The sequence below is a fragment of the Ktedonobacter robiniae genome, assembly GCF_016587375.1.
In the GTDB taxonomy this organism is placed as follows: Bacteria; Chloroflexota; Ktedonobacteria; order Ktedonobacterales; family Ktedonobacteraceae; genus Ktedonobacter; species Ktedonobacter robiniae.
This window is the reverse complement of the sequence record NZ_BNJG01000006.1, coordinates 69,589-90,660: the sequence shown is the minus strand read 5'-3', so window position 1 is coordinate 90,660 and position 21,072 is coordinate 69,589. Positions and strand designations below refer to the sequence as shown.

Genomic DNA, 21,072 nt, shown 5'->3' with positions numbered 1-21,072 from the left:
CCATAACCTCATCTTGTCTTCTTGAAATTTCTTGCAACACAACCTCTGGGAGCGGATTACTTCGAGAAGCGGGACACGACTCGGCTGACTCGACGTTCCGTTCAGCAGCTTGAGCAGTTGGGATATACCGTGACACTCGTTCCCAAAGAGGTTGCCTAACATTTCTCCGCCCAACTCAGTTCTTCATTTTCTGAGGAAAGAGTGGGAGGGTCTCAATGGCAAGCTCGGCGTCTATCACTCGCACGCCCACAGCCACTCCTATCTCTTCATGCTCATCCCTTCCCAGGAGAAACACTCTCCGCAGTCCTATCCCCCTACGGATAGCGGCAAGGTATCCATCTTGCCGAATGTATTGCCGCCTTCGCCGGCGCACAGGAACGCTTCCCCTGACCACACACCATCTGCTTCTGCTTTCCGACCCATCTCTGGTTCATCTGGCTTCGCAATGCCTTCTTCAGCCGTACTGACGCATAGTTGTCCCTGGTAAATGCCGTACCAAGTGAGCAAATCTGGCCCTCAAATGTGAGAAATTGCCCTCAATCTTGAGCACCGGTACACACGTTTCCTGGAAAACCGCTCTTTATCTGGCTTCTTTCACTGCTATCTTGTAATTTGGAGAGAGGCTCAGGAGAGATGCTGTTGGCGCATTGATTTTCCAAGCTCAAATGGAAATGGCTTGACGGCGCGGCGTGTAGAAGCAAACACTTGGCCATGCGCCAACAGCATCTCTCCTGGACCTCTCGTCTTCGAGCATGTTCCAGAGGAAGAGATACTCTCAGCATTGAGACTCATGCAAGATTCCGGCAGCTTCAGTACTCTCTACGCCAGATGCAGAACAGCTTTGCCAGTGAATTGTCTTTGCAGCAAGCGTTGCGCGACCTCACCAATGTCGTGCCAGGAAGCCTCCACCTCGATGGGCGTCCGCAATTGCTGCTCGGCTACCAGTTGTGCGAGCCAGGCCAAGTCACGAGATGCAGCACGACGATCTAATTCTGCAAACATCACCAGCTTGTAGAGGGTAATTCCCCCAGCAACTATGAAATTTCTGACATCAATGGTGACTTCTGGAGATGCCGACCAGCCCAGCGTGACGCAGGTTGCCCCTGGTGCCAGCAGAGAGAGTGCGCTCTTCAGTGCTTTCCCACCGAGCGACTCGATAATCAAGTGGTACGGGCCATAGGCACGCGCTGGCTCAAGATCGTCCCCCACGATCACCTCATCGGCTCCCGCCTCTCGTACTACCGCCTCGAGGCGAGCATTTCGAGCCGTACCGACGACAGAGGCACCGCTGAGCCTTGCGAGCTGATGCGTGAAGAGTCCCACCCCACCTGTGGAACCGGTAATCAACACGCGCTTGTGCAGGAGCAGCCCTCCTTTCTCAAGCACCCGCAGCGCGGTGAGTCCAGCCGTAGGTAAGGTGGCCGCCTGAGCAAACGTCACGCTGGCGGGAATTTCGGCCAGTCTGTTCGTCGGAACCGCCACCTGCTCAGCCCATGCGCCTGCATTAACCAGGCCTACCACCCGGCTCCCGACCTTCGGCCCTGTCCCATTGGCAGCTTGCTTGATGACGGTTCCGGCCAGATCCCAACCGGGTCGCCTGCCCGCTTCGACCAGGATGATCGCATCTCCTCGATTCAAAGAAAAGGCCTCAACCTGAACAAGCGCTTCCGACGGGCCAGGCTGGGGCGCTTCGACCTCTTTGATGGCAAACCGTCCTGGAACATCAGGATCAACGACTATCGCACGTATTGAACTCATGTATCTCATCCCTTTCTCTGATAGCAATTTGGGAAATTCCCCCATTAGACTTAGGGTTGGGGAATCTGTAAATCCCAACATTCAAAATTCCACACGACGTGCCATAGAACTCCTGTTGTATCCTACGTTGATGCTTGTGGTTCGATGGCATCCTCCATCTCTGGTGGTGGATTGCTGCTTGCAAGGGTAAGTATAGTAGCCGCGCGCTTGACAGGGAAGAAGAAAAAAGTTACCCTGGTTATCATGGTATGAACCTGTGGTTTATACGAAGGGAAATCGTATGGAAAATGACGTATTACATACGTTCATAGAAGTCATAGATGCAGGGAGCTTTTCAAAGGCTGCCGAGAAATTATATCTCTCCTCAACGGCGCTCATGAAACAAATGAATGTCTTAGAAGCGCAGATTGGTGTGCAACTTTTAATCCGAACACATCATGGTATACGAGCCACCGATGCTGGAAGATCCTTTTATCATGATGCAAAGTTTCTGCTGCAATATTCAGAAAAAGCCATTGCACGAGCACAGCAAGCCGCCAAGACAAATCCGCACTGTATACGGATTGGAACGTCACTGCTAAACCCATGTACCATCCTTGTCGATGTATGGAACACCATCAGCGATGCCTATCCCCAGTTCAAAATGAAGATGGTTCCCTTTGATGATGATGTTGAATCCTGGCCCACGGCCTATCGAACAATTGGGAAGGATTTTGATGTCATGGTCGGGGCATATGAGAGAGCGAATGAGTCTGACTCTTTTCAGGCTCTCAAGTTGGGGGAGTATCGCTTTTGTGTCGCAGTCTCAAGGGAACATCCATTAGCCAGGAAGGAAAGGCTTTCTGTGACCGATCTCTATGGAGAGCGGTTAGTCATGATACAATCAGGCACCAGCCCGCTCATTGACGCAATACGGGGATATTTAGGAACGGAACACCAGGAAATCCAGATTACGGACGGACTCCATCAGTATGATATTGATGTATTCAACCGCTGTGAAGCAGGCTGTGCCGTTCTGCTGACGTTAGACGGATGGAAAGATGTCCACCCCTCTCTGGTCACTCTTTCTGTCGATTGGGAGTACACGATTCCATATGGGATGCTTTATCCCCGCAAACCATCAAACAGTGTGCTGCATTTTGTGAGAGCGATACAAGAAACAGCATTTTCAAACCACCTCACAAACCACAGGTGAATCGCAATACTACTCGTCAACCCTACAGTGCTACCCGCTTTCCGAGAACTCACGCAAGCCTTTCTTTTTCTCCCTCCAATTTACAAAATTCCGGTAAAAGAAGTCAGGTGGAGGGATGCGTCAGAACTGAGAACAGGACTCTAAGCGAAGTTCCACTAGCGTGTGATAGACTGATCAGCACAGAAACATTGTGAGGAGGCGTGCCCAATGAACTGCCCGTCCTGCCTGTCTGTAACGACAAGAGAACAAAACAGGAAAACCCCACTTGGCTACCGGATATTCCGTTGCCGAGGGTGCCACCATATCTTCAATGCGCGCACCAACACGCCTTTCAACTATTTGGAATATCCAACCGATCTCGTTCTGCTTGTCATTCTCTGGCGGCTGCGCTATACACTGAGTCTGCGGGATCTCGCTGAGATGTTTCTCGAGCGCGGTTGGGTCTTCACTCATGAGGCGATCCGAGACTGGGAAGCTCGTTTTGCTCCCTTGCTTGCAGAACACTTGCGTACCAGGCGGCGGGGACAAATAGGGACATCATGGTACGTAGATGAAACGTACATCAAAGTGCGAGGAAAGTGGTGGTATCTCTATCGCGCTCTCGATCGTGATGGGAATGTGGTCGGTTCACGCCTGAGTGAGAAACGCGATATGGAGGCAGCAAAGCAGTTCTTCCGCCAAGCTCTCGCAACGGTTGGTCACGCCCCGGAGCGGGTAACGACCGATGGACATGACTCCTATCCACGTGCGATTCGTGAGATGCTCGGCAGCGAGGTCATGCATCGCTGGAATGCCTACTTGAATAACCACCTGGAACAAGATCATCGTGGAATCAAACAGCGCTATTACCCAATGCGCGGATTTGGGAACTTCACATCAGCCTCTCGCTTCTGCAGGGCATTTGATGAGGTACGCCAGTTCTTTCGGTTTCGGACCACGAGAAAGCAACATGTTTCCCTCGCTGACCAACGTCATCTCTTCTGCCAACGATTAGATGCCTTGAAAACCATGTTGCTGGTCGCCTAAACAGATTCAGGTTGAAGATGAAGCTCGCCTTGTGATCTTCTGTGTTCTCAGTTCTGACACATCCAAGTGATCTGCTGGCAGAGTCGGATTGTCATTCGTGCCCAGGGTTCCACAAAGGCCGGGAGGCGCTCGGTAAAGACCTTTTGCTCACAGAGCGGATTGCGGCAGTAGAATTTCCGAACTGTGAGACAAAGTTGGACGCAGCGGCCTCCACAAGAAGCATCACGCAAGCTTCGGCGATAATGGCACTTTATGGACGAGGACACTTCACAACAGAGCGGGCAGCACGATGTAGGATGCGTTGAGGTCACCGAGATGATTAAGCTGATCTCGGTGATCTGGATGTGATCAAGCAGCATGCCTTCTGGCAGGGAAAGCAATGAAGTCTCTTCCATGACAACCTCACATTCAGCGATGGAACACCCTTCTAGTAGGTTCTTCTGGAAAGGACTATATCATTACGTATCAAATTTTCGTTCTCAACAAGCAAGCACTATGCCCCAAATCCGGTCAAGAGGCGCAAGCGTCCAGGGCTTCCGTGAGACGCCCCAGAGCAGGAAGAGTCTCACTCTTGATCAGCCAAGCTTCAGCATTGTTTGAATCAAGCTCTAATGCCCGGTCTATCGACGCGAGTGCCTCTGTAGGCTGCCCCAGTATTTGTAGCGCTAACGCTTTGTATCTCCAGCGATCGTGTACTGCATTGGATGTTCTATCAAGGAGAAGCGCTTGATCCAGCATCTTCACTGCTTCTTCGTATCGTCCGCTCTGAAGCAAGGAGATTCCTTTGTTTCCCAAAGCGATGGGTAGTGTTGCATTGTCTACTCTCGCCAATACCATCCTTTTCGCGTATTCAACGTCTCGTCCAGCGCATAGCAGGCTGTAATCAGTGCCAGATGAGAAAAAGCCTGTGGGAAGTTTCCCACGGCATTTATGCCGGAACTGATTTCTTCAGCATACAACCCCACATGATTGCTCATTGATAACAGCTTTTCCAGGCGCATGCGCGCCTCCTCCAATTTATTTATACGCACCAGGTTTTCTATCATCCAAAAGCAACAAGCGGTGAATGCTCCTTCAGGACTCCGCCCCAGGCCATCATCTGCTGCAGTTTTCTGATCATAACGCCGTACGGTTGTTGTTCCGACTGTAAGCTCTTCCTTAATGCGCTCTATTGTCGCCACAACTCGTGGCTCATGTGGCCCTGTAAAGTGTTTTAAGAGCAGTAACAGAGCGCTTGCGTCCACTGCATCGCTGCCATAGTACTGCGTGAAACAGTTTCTCTGCTCATTCCAGCCCTCTTGCATAATCTGTTCATAGCTTTCTGCTCTGATTTGTTCCCAGGTGGAGAGTGGTGCGGGCCACCCCCAGTCTCTTGCTATACGCAAAGCACGGTCAAACGCAACCCAACACATCAGGCGTGAATGCAGAAATGGTTTTTCTCCTCCTCTTACTTCCCAGATACCGTTGTCCGGTTCTTTCCAGTGCTTGCTGAGCCACTTCAGCAAGCGGCAGAGGTTTTGCCACAGGTTGTAGGAGATCGCATCATAGTTATTGTAAATATAAATGGCATCCATCAACTCACCGTAGATGTCCAGTTGTTTTTGCGTGTAGGCTCCATTGCCAATGCGCACTGGGCGGCTGCCTCGATACCCTGCAAGATGATCGAGCGTTGATTCCTTCAAATCCTGCTCTCCAGTAATGCCATACATCGGTTGCGGCGTTCCATTCTCCTTCAACTCATGGCAGCGTTCGTTTAGCCAACCAGTGAAAGCCTCCCCCTCTTCTGTAAAGCCCAGTTTTAGCAAGCTGTCAAGCGTAAACGCTGCGTCTCGTAGCCAGGTATAGCGGTAATCCCAGTTGCGACTTCCACCAAGTGTTTCAGGCAAACTGGTGGTCGGAGAGGCAACAATCGCACCAGTTGGTGCATAGGTAAGCAGCTTCAGCACCAGCGCCGAACGCTGTACCATTTCGCGCCAGCGTCCCTGGTAGGTGCAGTTCGAAAGCCAGCGATACCAGTAGTGTAGCGTTTCGTACAACAGGTCCTGGTATGCTGCTTCCGTGAGTGGACCAGGCAAATACTCCAGTTCGCGGTCGCTAATGAGTTGAAAATGAGCGGATTCTCCTCTTTGCAATGTGAAGGTGGCTGTTACTCCTCCTTTCTCGTCCCTCTCGAGAGGAACTGGTGAGGTCAAATAGAGGTCGAACTCGTGGCTGTGAAAAATCGCTCCCCCTGCAACTAATTCAACGTGATGTGGGTCTCTTGCATAGTTAAATGCGGGTCGGCAGGTCAATTTGATTGGCAACGTGCCGACTGCACCGGCAATAGAACGTACAAGATTATGTCGATACTGGTCTGCATGCTTCTTTTTGATAGGCATGAAGTCTGTCAGTTCCCCTCCGCCGTAATCGCTAATAAAGCGTGTCAGTACGACGTTCGTTTCCGGCAGGTAAATTTGGAGGTACTTAGTATTTGCATAATCAGACGTGAGACGGAACATCCCCCCCTTATCAGCATCCAGAATCGCTCCGAAAATGCTTGGCGAGTCAAAGCGCGGCAGGCAGTACCAGTCTATAGTTCCATCAATACCAACCAGTGCGACGGTATGCAGGTTGCCAATAATAGCATGATCTTCAATCGGTAGGTAATCTCCCTCAAGATTTGAAGCATATTTCATGGCTATATTCCTTTCTCGATCCTTTTATACGGGGGAGGTTACAGGACAGGCGATGCTCTCTGCTAACGATATTGTCAACTTATTAGCTGGGATAAAACATATTGATGAGCTATAACAAAGTGAGACGTTGAAAGGGGAGGAGAGGTGGGGATGTCTCTGTGGTTATGCGACGAGTTTCACCCCGGTCACCTCATTGCATTCCTGGAATCGGTCCCGTAACATGGGGCGATATTCTCCGGCACGCAAATAGTGGCGTCGCAGCTGGAAATGCCCAGCAATAGGGCTGAAGGTGGAGAGGAAGCGTTGGGCCGGTGCAGGCTGATGTGAACCGCCTCATCTTCTTTTCACGCAGTCGTGTGGGTTGATGCGAGGTCTCCGCTCGATTGTTCAGCCCTTTGTGCTGACGGTGCTCCACCCCAGGCAGGATTTCGCGTTTCGCCGCCCCATAACTCTTCAGCTTATCAGTGATGATGACTCGCGGAACATATTGGAGCCCTTTGAGCAGCTTGCGAAAAAATCTTTTCGCCGCTTTCTTATCGCGGTGGCTCTGGACCAGAATGTCGAGCACGTTGCCATCCTGATCCACGGCTCGCCATAAATAGTGTCTCTTTCTGCGGATTGTGAGAAATACCTCATCCATCTGCCACTTCTCGCCACAACGAGGACGGCGACGCCGCAATTCATTGGCATACGTTTGGCCGAATGTGAGGCACCACTGCCGAACTGTTTCATAGGTCACGACGATCCCACGCTGTGCCAGAAGTTCCTCAACATCACGGAAACTGAGCGAGAAGCGAAAATACAGCCAAACTGCGTGGCTGATAATGACGGGCGGGAAACGAAAACCTTTGTAATTGGGAGAAATACGGTTTGTTTTCATAAAGGCATTCTAACATAGTGTTCAGCTCTATCGCCAAGTTGACAATACCCTCTCGCAAGCGTTTCGTCGCCCTTCGTCTCTTCCCACAAACGGTATCTAGCTCGGTAAAATGTTTCTGGCAGGTGAAGCATCTGAAGCGTCTTTTGTACAAGATCAATTCGACTTGATGGTCTCGCAGAGCCACATCGCGCTTCTTTCTCGCTCGCGTATCGTGGATCTTCACGCACGTTTTTTGGCAATGTGGGCAGATTGCCTGGGCGGTGGTGGCGATTACCTCGACTCGAATGGTCCCATTCTCCTGCCATTCTTGCTTGAGAACATGCATTTCTGGCAGATCTAACGGCACGACTATTCCCTCTCCTCTGAGGGCTTCTTTTGTGGTATGCTGCTGCGTTAGCAAGACTTGTTTCCCTTGAAGTCGCTGTTTATGGGATCAGCATATCAAAACCCAAAAACGGTACTTTCAGCTTTGGATGTGTTGATCCCCAGAACGCTCTCGTGAACGGTCAGAGCTTTCCTTCCTCTGCCTCCAAGGATGGTCTTGCTGGCGAACGAAGCTGCTTGATGGCAGACCCAAACATGCCAGGAAGCCCTACCAGGGCTGCCGAGAAGCCTATCATCGCTGGTATCCCTAAAACCGGAAACAGCACCCCGGCCCCTCCGCTAGCCAGTGGACCAGTGCTTTGCATCAATGTGCGTAAGAGAGCGAAGGTACGTCCGCGTAGCCGCTCAGGAATAATCTGCATTCGCAGCGCCTGTGCCCAGATGGTGAGTGGTGCGCTGAAAAAACCAAGAAAGGTCAGTCCAGCTATGGTTCCTCCGATCCCTGGTGAGAGAAGCAAGAGGACGAGAGATACGCCTGAGAGGACTTGTGCCAGGCAAATCAACAGGCCCAGGGAGAGAGGTAACACGAGACTGCCTGCTAGAATGGAACCAATGACCTCACCGCCTGCCAGCACACCCAGTAACAGGCCGTACAGGTCAGGCCCACCTTGTATCGTCTGAACTGAAAAGAGCGGAAGCCACACCGAGAGAAAGCCTTCTCCTACATTAAACAACATAAACATCAGGGTTGTAGAGAGAAGCACCTGGTTTTGCAACAGGAGGGAGACGGCATCACGGAACCGGTAGGTTGCATCAGCCGCCTGCGCTCGTGTGTTGTGCTCGACTTTGACATTCACTCTCGTCAAGGCCAGAGCAAAGACCACGTAGGAGAGTGCATCAATCACGACCACCGAAGGCGCGCCGAATCTGGCAATCAGTAAGCCCGCGACTGGTGGGCCAATCACGCCACTTAACGTATAGCTCAGGGTTTCCAACGCATTCGCGGTCGCTAATTGAGACTGGGAGACGAGGCCAGGAATGAGAGAAGGTCCGCCGGCCAATGAGATCATCATGAAACATCCGTATACACCTGCAACCAGGTAGATGTGCCAGAGGGCAAGATGACCGGAGAAGTAGAGAACGGGAATTGAGGCAACAACAACCCCTCGAAACACATTATCGGTCAGCATGACTATCCGCCGGTCAAAGCGGTCTAAAAGCGCCCCGGCAAATAATCCACCAACTACTACCGGGCCGGTATAACAGAGGAGCAATATGCCAATCGCCCGGGGTGAGTCAGTTGATTGATACACAAACCAGATCAGTGCGATCCGGGTCATAGCATCCCCAACCGCCGAGAAGGTAAAACCAAACCAAAACCTGCTAAAAGACTCGTTTTGGAAAAGAGTACGATAGTTTTCCACTTGCCATCGTGACATAGAAGAACCTCCAGAGATTGTGTTATTGGTGATCCTGTGGCCTCAAGCCGCTCTCCTGGAGGGCCATTAGCCGATCAGCCCCCTTAGTTTACATGGAACACTGAGGAAGAGCTGGCAACTTTCAGCCATGTTCACTTTTCAAACGCACCTCTCGACCAGATCTCAGTAGGGGTAACTTTTGCGCACGAAGAAACCACCTGCTTTCTCCATGGGTTGCGCACAAGCATGTCCGAAACGTGCTAGTTTCTTCACTGCTCCTGGGGTACCATACCAGTATGGAAACACCACACCTCATCGCTGACTTCGATCTCTGTTATAAAGCTATGCGCAGTCGTGATACTCGCTTTGATGGACAGTTTTTCGTAGCAGTGATCACAACTGGGATCTATTGTCGGCCCATTTGCCCGGCACCGATGCCCGCAGCCCAGCATGTCCGCTTCTATTCCTGCGCAGCTGCGGCAGAGGCCGCCGGGTTTCGAGCGTGTCGTCGATGTCACCCTGAAGCCAGTCCGGGCTCTCCCGAATGGAACCTGCGGGCAGACCTGGTTGCACGAGCGTTGCACCTGATCGCTGAGGGCGTGGTGGATGGGGAGGGCGTTCCCGGACTGGCACGGCACCTTGCGGTGAGCGAGCGCCATTTGCATCGAGAACTGCTGGCTACAGTAGGCGTTGGTCCGCTCGCTTTGGCGCGGACCCGCCGCGCTCAGACCGCACGCCTGTTGATAGATCAAACCGATCTGTCGCTGACAACCATAGCCTTTACAGCCGGGTTCTCCAGTATCCGACAATTTAACGAGACCATGCAGGCTGCGTTTGGATGTCCGCCCTCATCTTTTCGTCGCAAGGTTTTCCCTCCCCAGAGCGGCGAAGGAAAGCTCACGTTGCGTTTGTCGTATCGCCCCCCTTTGAGAGCGCGACCCTGTTGGCCTATCTGGGGAGCAGGGCGCTGCCGGGAGTCGAGGAAGTCACCAACGGATGCTACCGACGAACCATTGTGCTTCCACAATCCCACGGGATCATTGAATTGGAGCCGAAAGAAGCAGCCAATGTGGTCTTGCTTCGCCTCCAACTCTCTGATTTGAGCGATCTGAGTCTGCTTGTGCAGCGATGTCGGCAGTTCTTTGATCTAGATGCCGACCCCGCGATGATCGCTGAGGTGTTAGGAACGGACTCTCTCCTGGCCCCGCTGGTCAATGCTCGTCCCGGATTGCGCCTTCCTGGAGCCATAGATGGATTTGAACTTGCTGCCCGTGCGATTATCGATCAGTGGATGCCGGTCGTCAGTGCCCAAACCGTGTCAAGGTGGCTGGTAAGGGGGCTTGGGGTACCTCTAGACAAGCCAGTTGGAACGCTCTCATACTTCTTTCCATCTCCACAACTTGTGTCAGCAGCCAACTTGCAAGAGATCGGTCTCCCCGGAAAGTTGGCGAATGCTCTGCAAGCACTTGCTCGTGAGGTCGTTGAGGAGAAGTTGGTCCTATCCCGAGACGCGGACCGCGAGCAAACCGTGACCCGGCTGCTGCGTCTTCCGGGGATGGAGCCATGGACAGTCTCCTCCATTGCCATGCAAACCCTGGGCGACCCGGATGCGTATCCACCTGGCGATCTCGGTCTCCAACGTGCATTCGCACATCACGGGCTACCTGTAGATACACGTACCCTCAAGAGACACGCTGAGGCATGGCGCCCATGGCGTGCGTATGCACTTCACCATTTGTGGGCGAACCTTCCACCTTTTCAATCAGACGAGCGAGCTGCGCAACAATGCCAGTCTTCCTCTTTTCCCCTTGTTGCAGATGCTCTGCCAGGAGACTCTTAGTCTCATAATGGTGCTGATTTGCACAACAGAGAGGAAGGCGACCGTTACCCGCCAGGGGTTAGCTCATTCAAACCGTAGTGTGCCGCTCTCGCCTTTGTATGTGTTGCCCCCTTTCTGTTCTTACCCGCTTCAACGAAAGGCAAGCCTCTTCCTCCCTTTCTTTGATCCATTTTTCTTCAAATTCCTCCGGAAGATATTGTCAACTTATTCGCAGGGATAAAATATATTGATGAGTTAGAACGAAGTGGGGCGTTGCAGTGCGGGGAAGGTGGGAATGTCTCTGGGATTATGCGGCCAGTTTCACCCCAGTCACCTCATTCCATTGCTGGAATCGGTCCTGTAACAGGGTACGATATTCTCCGGCACGCAAACGGTGGCGTCGCGGCTGGAAATGCCCAGCAATGGGACCAAAGGCGGAGAGAAAGCGTTGGGCGTGTTTGGACGATTTGAAGCGCCGCATCTTCTTTTCCCGCAGTCGAGTGGGTTGGTGGGAGTTCTCCGCTCGATTGTTCAGTCCTTTGTGCTGCCGATGCTCCACGCTTGGCAAGATCTCGCGTTTTGCTGCGCCATAGCTCTTCAGTTTATCGGTGATGATCACGCGTGGAACATAGAGTAGCCCCTTGAGCAGCTTACGAAAGAATCGTTTGGCCGCCTTTTGTTGCGTCGGCTCTGCACCAGGATATCCAGTACATTTCCGTTTTGATCCACTGCTCGCCGCAAATAGTGTCTTTTGCCACGAATCGTGAGAAACGCCTCGTCCAAATGCCACTTGTCGCCACAACGAGAATGGCAATGTCGCAATGCATTGGCGTACGTTTGCCCAAATTTCAGGCACCACTGACGTATCGTTTCATAGGTGACGACAATCCCGCGCTGGGCAAGCAGTTCCTCGACATCACGAAAACGAAGCGAAAAGCGAAAATAGAGCCATACCGCATGGCTGATGATTTCAGGTGGGAAACGGAATCCCTGGTAATTGGGAGCAATGGGGTTCGTTTTCATGAAGCTATTTTAGCACAGTGTTCAGCTACTCTATCAAGTTGACAATACCTAAAAATTGTATCCATGGGGTTAAGAACGATCCCACCGATTGTCGTGTGAATACGTTGCACGTTCTTTTGGCGCTCCTCACGCGGATTCTGACCTTTTGTACAGGAATCCTTCCTCCCTCTGGACAGTGACGACAAAACACGCGCTCCCCTATACTGAAGCGGCGATGGAAAGAAGCCGTTCTTATAAAGAAAGGAACCCAAGACGATGCAAGCTTTCACGTTCATCAATGCATTTGAGATACCAGAAGGTCAAGAAGAAGTATTTCGCAAGGAGTGGCCTGAAGTGGTAGAGCGCCTGAGATATGCGGAGGGCCTTCTCTCCGTCCGACTGTACGAGGCAGACTCGGAAGTTGAAGAACACTTGCTGCGCGTACCGGGCATTTCCGCCAGACTTCGGGAGCGCCCCGATTCCAAGGCGAGCTTTCGCTTCATCGTGGTTGCTGAGTGGGCATCAGTAGCGCACTATGAAGCAGTAGTCCGGTCGCCTAGCCAGGGGAAGCCGCTCTTATCTTTCCCCTCTCATCCAGCCTATTACCACATTGTCTCCGAATATACCGGGCCACATGTTTGAGCCTGAGCCTACACAGGAGACGGAACATGTTCATCAGAGAGAGAAAAGAGGGTTACATTCATGCCAAAACAGATGATTCAGGCTATACGTGTCCATCAGTACGGAGGTCCAGAACAACTTAAACTGGAGCAGATTCCCTGTCCAGAACCACAGGTGGGTGAGGTGCTTATTCGAGTGCATGCAGCAGGCGTCTTGCCAGCAGAGTGGAAATTCCGTCAGGGCTTCTTTCAAGCTTTTCGCCCAGCCATCTTTCCTTCTATCCCCGGCTCTGCTGTGGCTGGCGTAATAGAAGAGATTGGCCCTGGTGTGACCAGCTTCCAGATCGGACAGGCGGTCTTTGGTCGAAGCACGCATGGGACCTACGCTGAGTATACTACGACTGAAGTGGAGCCCCCAGCCCTTCAACCGGAAACGTTCAGCCTGTTAGCCCTCAAGCCAGAGGAGCTCAGTTTTGATGAAGCAGCCACAATCTCAGGCGGAGCCACGATTGCCTGGACTGCGCTCTTTGAGGATGGAGCCTTGCAAGCGGGTCAACGCGTCCTGATCCAGGGAGCCGCCGGTGGTGTTGGCTCCTTCGCGGTTCAGTTCGCCAGATGGAAAGGCGCACAGGTGATCGGCACGACCTCAAAAGCCAATATGGACTTTGTGCATGCTCTCGGTGCAGAAACCGTGATTGATTATACCTCAACCCCATTTGAGCAGGTGGTGCATGACGTGGATCTGGTCCTGGACACGATAGGAGGAGAGACCCAGATGCGTTCCATGCAAGTGGTCAAACCTGGTGGAAGGCTGGTTACTCTCCTTGAACAGCCAGCGCAAGACGTGGCGCAGGAGCGTGGCATTCACGCAAAGCAAAACGCGACAATTCCTACCAGCGGCCTCTTGCGAACGATTGCTCAGTTGATTGGTGAGGGACACGTCAAACCAACTCTTGCGCGAACCTTCTCTTTGCAAGAGGCGAGCCTGGCTCATGAGTTGAGCCAGAGTGGTCATGGGCGTGGGCGCATTGTGCTGCATATTGCCGACTAACCTGCCGGACAGCTTCCATCTTTCTCAGCCGCAGGGGCCCAAAGCAGGGGAGGTATAAAGCAGGAAAGCGCTGTGATAGCTTGCCTCTGCTGGTAAATGACGTCCGAAGCGGGCAGGTTTTGCCCTCCGACGTAAGCACTTGCCCTCCCATGTGAGCACTGGGACACATTTTCCTGGAAAAGCCGCTCCTCGTCAGACTTTTCTCAGCGACATCTTGTCAATTGGAGGGAGAATGAGAAGTCAAGCTGTGGTTCTCAATCAGGTGGCAAAATTGGTCTTTCATCGCCCACGTCCAACGGTTGCCTGGGCATTGGTACAGGAAGATGGCTATAGTTTTCCAAGTGGTCATGCCATGATGAGTCTCGTTTTCTACGGGATGATGGCCTATTTCCTTTTTCATCTATTGCGCCGTTTTCCCTGGCTGCGAATCATCGTCGTCGTGGTGATGCTCTTGCTCGTGGGAGGTATTGGTCTCTCGCGGATCTACTTGGGGGCACATTATCCCAGCGATATTGTGGCCGGGTTTCTTGCCAGCGGCATCTGGCTCGTTACCGTCATTGGCGTCACGGAGATTGCGAGGAGACTCTCTCGCTTCATCCAGGCTCCCCCTCGTGGTCTGAAAGTCAGGATGCCTTTCTCTTGAATGGAAATAGAGTATAGGAAAGGAAAGACCATGTCTCCTTCACGTATGTCCCCCGCTCCCGATTCCACGCTCCGATTGAGTGATGGACGACGATTGAGCTATCGAAAGGTCGGCAAGAGTCATGGATTTCCCATCTTCCATTTTCTTTGAGGTTTCACTCCAAAATGGACACGTTGAATGAGCCTTGAGAGGTATTTTAGCCGAAATGCGCCTTCTGTGAAGTGGTTCCCATTGATCTCCAGCAGTTTCTGGACAGTGGCGTTTCCCTGGTTGAATGCCCCGATTGTACCTGGTAAATGACTTGAAATATGGTTACTTTTTGCCCTCAAACATGCACAAGTGCCCTGAATTGTGAGCAGCACAGCCATTAGCCGTCTGAGAACCCGCCTGAGAAGCGTATGTCAGTGCGACATACTTGTAAATTCGGATACAGAAGGAAGAAATGCTCCCTCAAGGAGAAACCTCATACCCGCGTGCAAAGAGATAGCCATAAAACGCAAAGCGGTAAAACCAGGTTGCCATTTGTCTGGGCGTGTAGCGCTTTTCGCTCTCCAACCACCAGACGATAGTGCCAACCAGAACATGTGAAAGTTGCATGATAGGCAGCTCAGGGGGCGTGGCTGGATAAATCGGCTGACTGGGTTCCACCTGGTGTTTCCACCGTCTCTCCTTCTCAAGCATGAGCTTGATGGTGTGCTCACGCATCCTGGCTGCAAACCACGGACTGCCGTTTTTCCCCAACATCGCTCGGTACAGCCTGGCATGTTCAGCGACATGCTCAAATAACTGGCTCCAGATCCCTACTAGATTCTCCTCCTTTTCACCAGGATCAATGTCTTTGTGGAGGGGTTTCATATCCTCCACCAGGTGATTGGCTGCTTCTTCAAAGATCTTGACTACCAGATCGTACTTATCCTGATAATGGCGGTAGAACGTAGCTCGGTTGATCATAGCCCGTTCAGCAATGTCGCCCACCGTGATGGCATCGAACCCTTTCTCGGTAATCAGTTCAATCATCGCTTCTTGCAAGAATTTATGGGTGCGCTGGATACGTAAGTCGGTCTGTTCTTCGTGCGACATTTTTCCCTCCGTGTTGCATAAGTAACAAAAGATAAGCATTGATGCTTGCCCCGTGGTGCCGTCCAGACTACACTGTCTATTGTAACAAGTTGTTGCGAAGGCATCAACTTGTCGCCATGAAAGATCAGAACATGGGGGTGGCTACACCATCGAACCTCCTACTTTACATTTACTGGAGGAATTTCTCATGAAAGTTTTCGTTACTGGCGCGTCAGGATTCATCGGCTCCGCCGTCGTCCGCGATTTGATCGAGTCAGGGCACCAGGTCCTCGGCCTGGCTCGTTCCGATGCTGCCGCTGCAAAAATCGCCTCTGCCAGTGCGGAGGTGCATCGCGGTTCCCTCGATGATCTTGACAGCCTGCGCAGCGGAGCGGCCTCGTCCGACGGCGTCATCCACCTCGGGTTTGTCCACAACTTCTCGGACTACGAGGGCTCCGCGCGAACGGATCTACGCGCCGTCCAGACAATCGGAGCAGCGCTCGAAGGCTCCGGCAAGCCGTTCGTGATCACCTCGGGAACATTGATGCTCGCGTTCTTCCTCCCGCAGGGGCATCTCGGGACAGAGAAGGACGTGGCCGACGCCGGGTCGGTCGCGTCCAGGCCCAGGGTCGCGTCGGAGAATGCGGTGCTCGCGCTGGCTGAGCGCGGCGTGCGCTCATCGGTCGTGCGACTGTCTCCGTCGGTTCACGACAAAAGAAGAGGTGGCTTCGCGGAGGTCCTGGTCTCTATCGCCCGAGAGAAGGGCGTCTCCGGCTACGTCGGCGACGGGTCTAACCGCTGGCCCGCTGTACACCAGCTCGATGCCGCTCGCCTGTTCCGCCTGGCTTTGGAGAAGGCCCCGGCGGGATCAATGCTGCACAGGGTCGCGGAGGAGGGTGTGCCGATTCGCACCATCGCCGAGGTGATCGGTCGGCATCTCGATGTCCCGGTGGTCTCCATCTCTCCTGAGGATGCGGGCAAGCACTTCAGCTGGCTCGGACTCTTCTCCTCAACGGACAACGTAACGTCGAGCGCGCTGACCCGCGAGCTGCTGGGGTGGCAGCCAGTACACCCCACGCTGATCCAGGACCTCGAAGAAGGGCACTACTTCCATCACGAGAGATGATGTCCAGGCTGGTTGGGTATGATCACCCCATGTTTTGTCTACCGTAACAACTTGTTACGGTAGACAAAACATGGGGTGATCATACCATCGAACTCCCTACTCTACATCTACTGGAGGAATTTCTTATGAGTACTTTCAGTGTCGCTGACATTCCTGACATGACCGGCAAAACGGTGATCGTGACCGGCGCCAGCAGCGGCATCGGGCTAGCTACGGCACGTGCGCTGGCAGGGGCCGGCGCACGCGTTGTGTTCGCGGTGCGCAATATCGAAAAGGGCAAGGCGGCTGCGGCTATCACAACTGGCGTGACCGAGGTCCGCGAACTCGACCTCGCCAGCCTGGACTCCGTGCGAGCGTTCGCCGCCGGTTGGGATGGCGGGATCGAGTTGCTAATCAACAACGCGGGCGTGGGGGGACCGGAGCTTTCCCGCACCGCCGATGGATTCGAGATGCAGTTCGGCACCAACCATCTCGGTCACTTCGCCCTGACGAACCTGCTCCTTGAGCACATCACCGGACGGGTCGTGACCGTTGCCTCGCAGGCTGAGCGGTCCGGTCGCATCGACTTTGACGACCTCAACTGGGAGCGCAAACCTTACCGATCATTTGGCGCTTACGCGCAATCGAAACTGGCGAACCTGCTGTTCACTGCGGAGCTGCAGCGTCGGCTGAACGCCGCAGGGTCGGGAGTGCGGGCGACCGCGGCGCATCCCGGCTTCGTCGCAACGAACATCTACAACCATGCTGGCCGCCGCCCGTCCGGTCTGTCCGCGATCATGATCCGGTTGCTGGCGCAGGACGCCGATATGGGCGCGCTGCCTACCCTGTACGCCGCTGTCGTCGACATCCCTGGCAACAGCTTCGCCGGGCCCCGCCATTTCGCACACATGCGCGGCGCTCCGCAGCTCATCGGACGCTCTGCCACCGCGCAGGACGCCAATCTGGCACATCGCCTCTGGGCTGTTTCCGAGCAACTCACCGGGACCCGCTACCCACTCCAGCCTGTCCCTGAGCGGATCTGACCCTGTAGCGGGCCGATGCCGAAAACACGAGTCAAAAGACTGGTATATTCACCTCTCATAAGGGAGGCCCAGGATACGTATACAATGCTATCGCAAGGAGGATGCGCATGACTGAGATACATGACTTGAATGACTGGGATCGCCAGATCATCGAAAAGTTCCGTGCCAGCGGGGGCAACGTTGGTGGTCAATTCACTAACGCTCCCTTACTACTACTGACGACGACGGGGGCAAAAAGTGGCGAACCTCGTACCCGCCCACTGGTATACTTGTCCGAAGGCGGTCGCATCTACGTGTTCGCCGGAAACAGGGGCGCGCCAACCAATCCTGCCTGGTATCACAATCTGGTCGCACACCCCGATGTGACTGTCGAGCTTGGCACTGAGAAGTTCGAGGCTAGAGCCATCGTCGTCGATAGCGAGGAGGGGGAGCGACTCGGGCGCATCCAGGTACAGAAGATACCGGCTCTCGCTAAACTTGCCGCGACGATCACACGCCAGGTCCCCGTTGTTCTGCTGGAACGCAAAAAGTAAAGGGAGCGCACAACAGAGAAAGTAAGGGCCCTTCCACACGGCTTTCCATACCGTGGAAAGGGCCTGCCATGAGTCATGATGAGGGAGAAACTCCCCTTCATTTGGTCGCCTCAGCCACACGGGCTACAACTGGCAAGGAAGCCCCAGAAGAGAACGAACATGAGCCTTTCTTTTTCTCCTCCCAAGAAACCATGCGTCGCAGCCGCACCACCCGGCATGGAACTGAGGATGAGACGACAAAACGCTCTTGCTATCCGGGAGTTCCAGAGGAATGTACAAGATGTCGATGGAAAAGTCAGATGGGGAGGGGATTTCCCAGGCAGGCTGGCTGTCGCAATGGCATGAGGAGTCGGGAACTTTTCTCGAAAAGCGAGAGCTGTTTCGCGGTTGGGATCGTGGAAAATCTGAACCAGTTCAGGGAACAACTCGTCACAAATGGCGGTTAACTTGTTTCTCAACTGGGTTGATTGATGCGAGAGTTCATAGCGGTGCTGGATCAATCCTCTGAGTTGAGAGGCGGCTTTCGTGGGCGGGAGAGCCCGACGCACGAGCTGCATTTTATCCTCAACCTGGGCACCCAGTTCCAGTTGCGTGTAGAGCCGATTTGCCAGGCCTAGCGCATCTCGTTTATCCGTCTTAACCATGCCTTTGGGGCGCTCCTGCACATGGATGCGGTACACCGTGATATCCAGTTCGAGCAGATACTGTTCGAGCAAGCGATGGTAATGGCCCGTGTGCTCCAGAAGTACAGTTACTTGCTCGATAGGGACCAGCTCGCGAAGACGATCGACAAGGGCCTGGAATCCCTCTCGCGATTGGTCAAAAGCAAAGGTTGGACAACCCTCAAACCGCTCATGACGCTTGAGTAACGTACGTGAGAGGAAACCCGCGACGTGCCGAAACTTCCCGACATCAATCCCTACGTAAAGGGTCTCATGAGGAAGCAACGGGACGGCAGCGAGATCTGGACGTGTAGAAGACCTCCTGGCCATAAAACAGTTCCTTCACTGTATGAATGTGGTTGCACAAACATTGGGTGGGTGAGGGAGGCCAGGAGCCGCGAATGCGCCCTGCCCAGTTACATCCAAAAGGTCAGCCTGGGCATCCTCAAAGGGTTCTCAGACGGCCAATGGCTGTGCTGCTCACAATTTAGGGCACTTGTGCATGTTTGAGGCAAAAAGTGACTACATTTCAAGTCATTTACCAGTACCAGCACCAGCTCACTCACACCACACAAGGGCATCCTGCAATTCAAACCTCACAAGCGGCGCAAAACGCGCTCGACGTCAACAGAACCGCGATGGACTAGACGCGAAATGATCTGGGCAGTGATGAACGAGTAGCACCTTTTTCGACCCGAATGCGGCTCCAATTTACAAAATGGCGATAAATGAATCCAGATGGAAAGCGGCTTCATCATTGTCTTCCTGACCGATTCCTATGTTTCACGCTAATTTCCTATGTTTCACCTCAAAAATGGCTCTTGTTCATTTTCGGTGGGAAAGCTCATCAACAATTGAAAAGAAAGAGCTTGGGTGGCTTCTGCAGTGATCTTTTGCTGTGCTTTTCCACCAAAAGTGAGCCAGACCGTGCGAATCGTTTCCTCGAAACAGGTGAAATCACCTGGAGATGAGAGGAAGGAGAACATCCTTTACAACTTGAGAATCGACGTTGGGCGCAATTCCCAACCTCGTGTGAACTGAGAAATGCATTTTCCCCAGGGTAGCGACTGACCATCAATCCCTGAAGCGGGAGAAGAACCGAGTCCATTCAGAACCCACCTGAACCACACTTGGGAGCAGGTCGTCATGGCTAGCGCAAGTGAAGATCCGGTGAGGCATCGTTATCACTACCAAGCTTACGTGGGTTATCAGCTTGCCCAAAATGGGAAAGGATAGGGGCCTGGCATACGATCTGATGACCAGGGTTCACCCCCACAAAACCCGGTGCAGAGGACCAGCCTACCGCGACACAAAACGATTCTCAGGAACGAGAGAACCAGCCATCTCCTCTCAACTTTGATTGAGAAGGTGTCAACCGCATGGAATGGCTGGAGGGATTCCACAAGAAGCAAAGGCTGAGGGTAATACCTCAGATAGGCTGACGTGTGGACGAGCGTTTGGATGATAGAGGTACAAGTAGGAGTACACATGTTATGAACACGGAACAACACCCGATGTATGAATGGAATACTTTGCCGTGGCGTACCATCGAACGGTCGGTATTCAAGCTCCAAAAGCGCATCTATCAAGCTTCACAAAAGAATGACCATGTCCTTGTACACAAGCTTCAACGACTTTTGATCAGCTCCTGGTCCGCCAAATGTCTTGCTGTGCGACGGGTCACCCAGGATAATCAGGGTAAGAAAACCGCCGGAATTGATGGGATCAAATCCTTGTCCCCTCAACAACGAATGCATCTTATCCAGAACCTGCGGGTGGATCTCAAAACGCAACCAGTGCGAAGGGTGTGGATTCCCAAACCCAATGCGCCAACGGAAAAGCGTGGACTAGGCATTCCAACGCTGTTCAACCGGGCAGCTCAAATGCTGCTCAAACTGGCCCTTGAGCCTGAATGGGAGGCCAAATTTGAGCCGAACAGCTATGGCTTTCGACCAGGACGTTCCTGCCAGGATGCGATTGACGCCATTTACATCAACATTAACCAGAAGCCCAAATATGTGTTGGATGCGGACATCGAAAAATGTTTTGATCGCATCAATCACTCTGCCCTCCTGGCAAAACTCCAGACCTTCCCACTCCTGCGACGAGTCGTCAAGACCTGGCTCAAAGCGGGGGTTATCGAAAATGGAGCCTGGTTCCCGACTAAAGAAGGAACCCCGCAAGGAGGGGTCTGCACGCCTCCTACAATGTGGCAAAAAAAGTGGTAGAGTTCGAGTACCAGGAGGAAATCCCGCATCA

General features: G+C 53.1%; 16 protein-coding genes and 5 pseudogenes. 11 read left to right on the top strand and 10 right to left on the bottom strand.

Translation table 11 applies throughout. From position 1 onward, the window contains the following. Nucleotides 1–819 precede the first annotated feature (819 nt). The gene (locus tag JMJ04_RS44265; protein WP_201376749.1) at nt 820–1,758 is read right to left on the bottom strand and encodes a zinc-binding dehydrogenase; all 939 of its coding nucleotides are present in this window, start codon (nt 1,756–1,758) and stop codon (nt 820–822) included. A 280-nt stretch (nt 1,759–2,038) separates the two neighbouring features. On the opposite strand from JMJ04_RS44265, the gene JMJ04_RS44260 reads away from it, so the two are divergent. After that, entirely contained in the window at nt 2,039–2,953 is a 915-nt protein-coding gene (locus tag JMJ04_RS44260; protein ID WP_201376748.1) for a LysR family transcriptional regulator, read from the top strand. Between the two features lie 207 nt (nt 2,954–3,160). Beyond that, nucleotides 3,161–3,979, top strand: a complete 819-nt coding sequence (locus JMJ04_RS44255) for an IS6 family transposase (RefSeq protein ID WP_201376747.1) — start codon at nt 3,161–3,163, stop codon at nt 3,977–3,979. A 65-nt stretch (nt 3,980–4,044) separates the two neighbouring features. Here the strand turns inward: JMJ04_RS44255 and JMJ04_RS44250 are convergent. The 5 genes and pseudogenes from JMJ04_RS44250 to JMJ04_RS49355 form a co-directional block, all read right to left on the bottom strand. Beyond that, a pseudogene (locus tag JMJ04_RS44250) lies at nt 4,045–4,374 on the bottom strand (ISL3 family transposase); the annotation flags it as partial. Nucleotides 4,375–4,489: 115 nt separating this feature from the next. Further along, entirely contained in the window at nt 4,490–4,816 is a 327-nt protein-coding gene (locus JMJ04_RS49360) for a tetratricopeptide repeat protein (RefSeq protein WP_420799599.1), read from the bottom strand. After that, nucleotides 4,798–6,654: a glycoside hydrolase family 15 protein gene (locus JMJ04_RS44240; protein ID WP_201376745.1), complete on the bottom strand. Its 1,857-nt coding sequence runs from the start codon at nt 6,652–6,654 to the stop codon at nt 4,798–4,800. The genes JMJ04_RS49360 and JMJ04_RS44240 overlap by 19 nt, the downstream gene beginning before the upstream one ends. A gap of 162 nt (nt 6,655–6,816) precedes the next feature. Further along, a pseudogene (locus tag JMJ04_RS44235) lies at nt 6,817–7,534 on the bottom strand (IS6 family transposase). Then, complete coding sequence (locus tag JMJ04_RS49355; RefSeq protein ID WP_420799602.1) at nt 7,428–7,757, bottom strand: hypothetical protein; 330 nt, start codon at nt 7,755–7,757, stop codon at nt 7,428–7,430. Before JMJ04_RS49355 ends, JMJ04_RS44235 begins: the two are co-directional and overlap by 107 nt. Between JMJ04_RS49355 and JMJ04_RS47755 the strand changes: the two genes are divergently transcribed. Then, nucleotides 7,698–7,874: a hypothetical protein gene (locus tag JMJ04_RS47755; RefSeq protein WP_236039150.1), complete on the top strand. Its 177-nt coding sequence runs from the start codon at nt 7,698–7,700 to the stop codon at nt 7,872–7,874. The genes JMJ04_RS49355 and JMJ04_RS47755 overlap by 60 nt on opposite strands. Before the next feature lie 166 nt (nt 7,875–8,040). Here JMJ04_RS47755 and JMJ04_RS44225 read toward each other — a convergent pair whose 3' ends face one another. After that, nucleotides 8,041–9,297, bottom strand: coding sequence for an MFS transporter (locus JMJ04_RS44225; protein WP_201376743.1), 1,257 nt, complete (start codon nt 9,295–9,297; stop codon nt 8,041–8,043). Between the two features lie 275 nt (nt 9,298–9,572). Here JMJ04_RS44225 and JMJ04_RS44215 point away from each other — a divergent pair. Next, nucleotides 9,573–11,116, top strand: a pseudogene (locus JMJ04_RS44215) (DNA-3-methyladenine glycosylase 2 family protein). 286 nt (nt 11,117–11,402) lie between these two features. Here the strand turns inward: JMJ04_RS44215 and JMJ04_RS44210 are convergent. Next, a pseudogene (locus tag JMJ04_RS44210) lies at nt 11,403–12,118 on the bottom strand (IS6 family transposase). Between the two features lie 255 nt (nt 12,119–12,373). Between JMJ04_RS44210 and JMJ04_RS44205 the strand changes: the two are divergent. The 3 genes from JMJ04_RS44205 to JMJ04_RS44195 all read left to right on the top strand — a co-directional run bounded on the left by JMJ04_RS44205 (nt 12,374) and on the right by JMJ04_RS44195 (nt 14,411). Beyond that, nucleotides 12,374–12,739 carry an antibiotic biosynthesis monooxygenase family protein gene (locus JMJ04_RS44205; protein ID WP_201376741.1) on the top strand — a complete coding sequence of 122 codons (366 nt, stop codon included), beginning with the start codon at nt 12,374–12,376 and terminating at the stop codon, nt 12,737–12,739. A 60-nt stretch (nt 12,740–12,799) separates the two neighbouring features. Continuing rightward, nucleotides 12,800–13,768 (top strand): NADP-dependent oxidoreductase, encoded by a 969-nt coding sequence (locus tag JMJ04_RS44200; RefSeq protein WP_201376740.1) that lies wholly within the window; start codon nt 12,800–12,802, stop codon nt 13,766–13,768. Nucleotides 13,769–14,000: 232 nt separating this feature from the next. Beyond that, nucleotides 14,001–14,411 (top strand): phosphatase PAP2 family protein, encoded by a 411-nt coding sequence (locus JMJ04_RS44195; RefSeq protein WP_201376739.1) that lies wholly within the window; start codon nt 14,001–14,003, stop codon nt 14,409–14,411. A gap of 450 nt (nt 14,412–14,861) precedes the next feature. On the opposite strand, the gene JMJ04_RS44190 is transcribed toward JMJ04_RS44195, so the two are convergent. Continuing rightward, complete coding sequence (locus JMJ04_RS44190) at nt 14,862–15,491, bottom strand: TetR/AcrR family transcriptional regulator (RefSeq protein ID WP_201376738.1); 630 nt, start codon at nt 15,489–15,491, stop codon at nt 14,862–14,864. A 187-nt stretch (nt 15,492–15,678) separates the two neighbouring features. Here JMJ04_RS44190 and JMJ04_RS44185 point away from each other — a divergent pair, with 187 nt between their 5' ends. The 3 genes from JMJ04_RS44185 (at nt 15,679) to JMJ04_RS44175 (ending at nt 18,151) form a co-directional block, all read left to right on the top strand. Beyond that, the gene (locus JMJ04_RS44185; RefSeq protein WP_201376737.1) at nt 15,679–16,596 is read left to right on the top strand and encodes an SDR family oxidoreductase; all 918 of its coding nucleotides are present in this window, start codon (nt 15,679–15,681) and stop codon (nt 16,594–16,596) included. A gap of 125 nt (nt 16,597–16,721) precedes the next feature. Then, the gene (locus JMJ04_RS44180; protein ID WP_201376736.1) at nt 16,722–17,618 is read left to right on the top strand and encodes an oxidoreductase; all 897 of its coding nucleotides are present in this window, start codon (nt 16,722–16,724) and stop codon (nt 17,616–17,618) included. 107 nt (nt 17,619–17,725) lie between these two features. Next, a complete protein-coding gene (locus JMJ04_RS44175) occupies nt 17,726–18,151 on the top strand; it encodes a nitroreductase family deazaflavin-dependent oxidoreductase (RefSeq protein WP_201376735.1) in 426 nt (141 codons plus the stop codon). A gap of 110 nt (nt 18,152–18,261) precedes the next feature. On the opposite strand, the gene JMJ04_RS44170 is transcribed toward JMJ04_RS44175, so the two are convergent. Further along, nucleotides 18,262–19,143 (bottom strand): IS110 family transposase, encoded by an 882-nt coding sequence (locus JMJ04_RS44170; protein ID WP_201376734.1) that lies wholly within the window; start codon nt 19,141–19,143, stop codon nt 18,262–18,264. 1,163 nt (nt 19,144–20,306) lie between these two features. On the opposite strand from JMJ04_RS44170, the pseudogene JMJ04_RS44165 reads away from it, so the two are divergent. Further along, nucleotides 20,307–21,014, top strand: a pseudogene (locus JMJ04_RS44165) (reverse transcriptase N-terminal domain-containing protein); the annotation flags it as partial. Nucleotides 21,015–21,072: the final 58 nt, after the last annotated feature.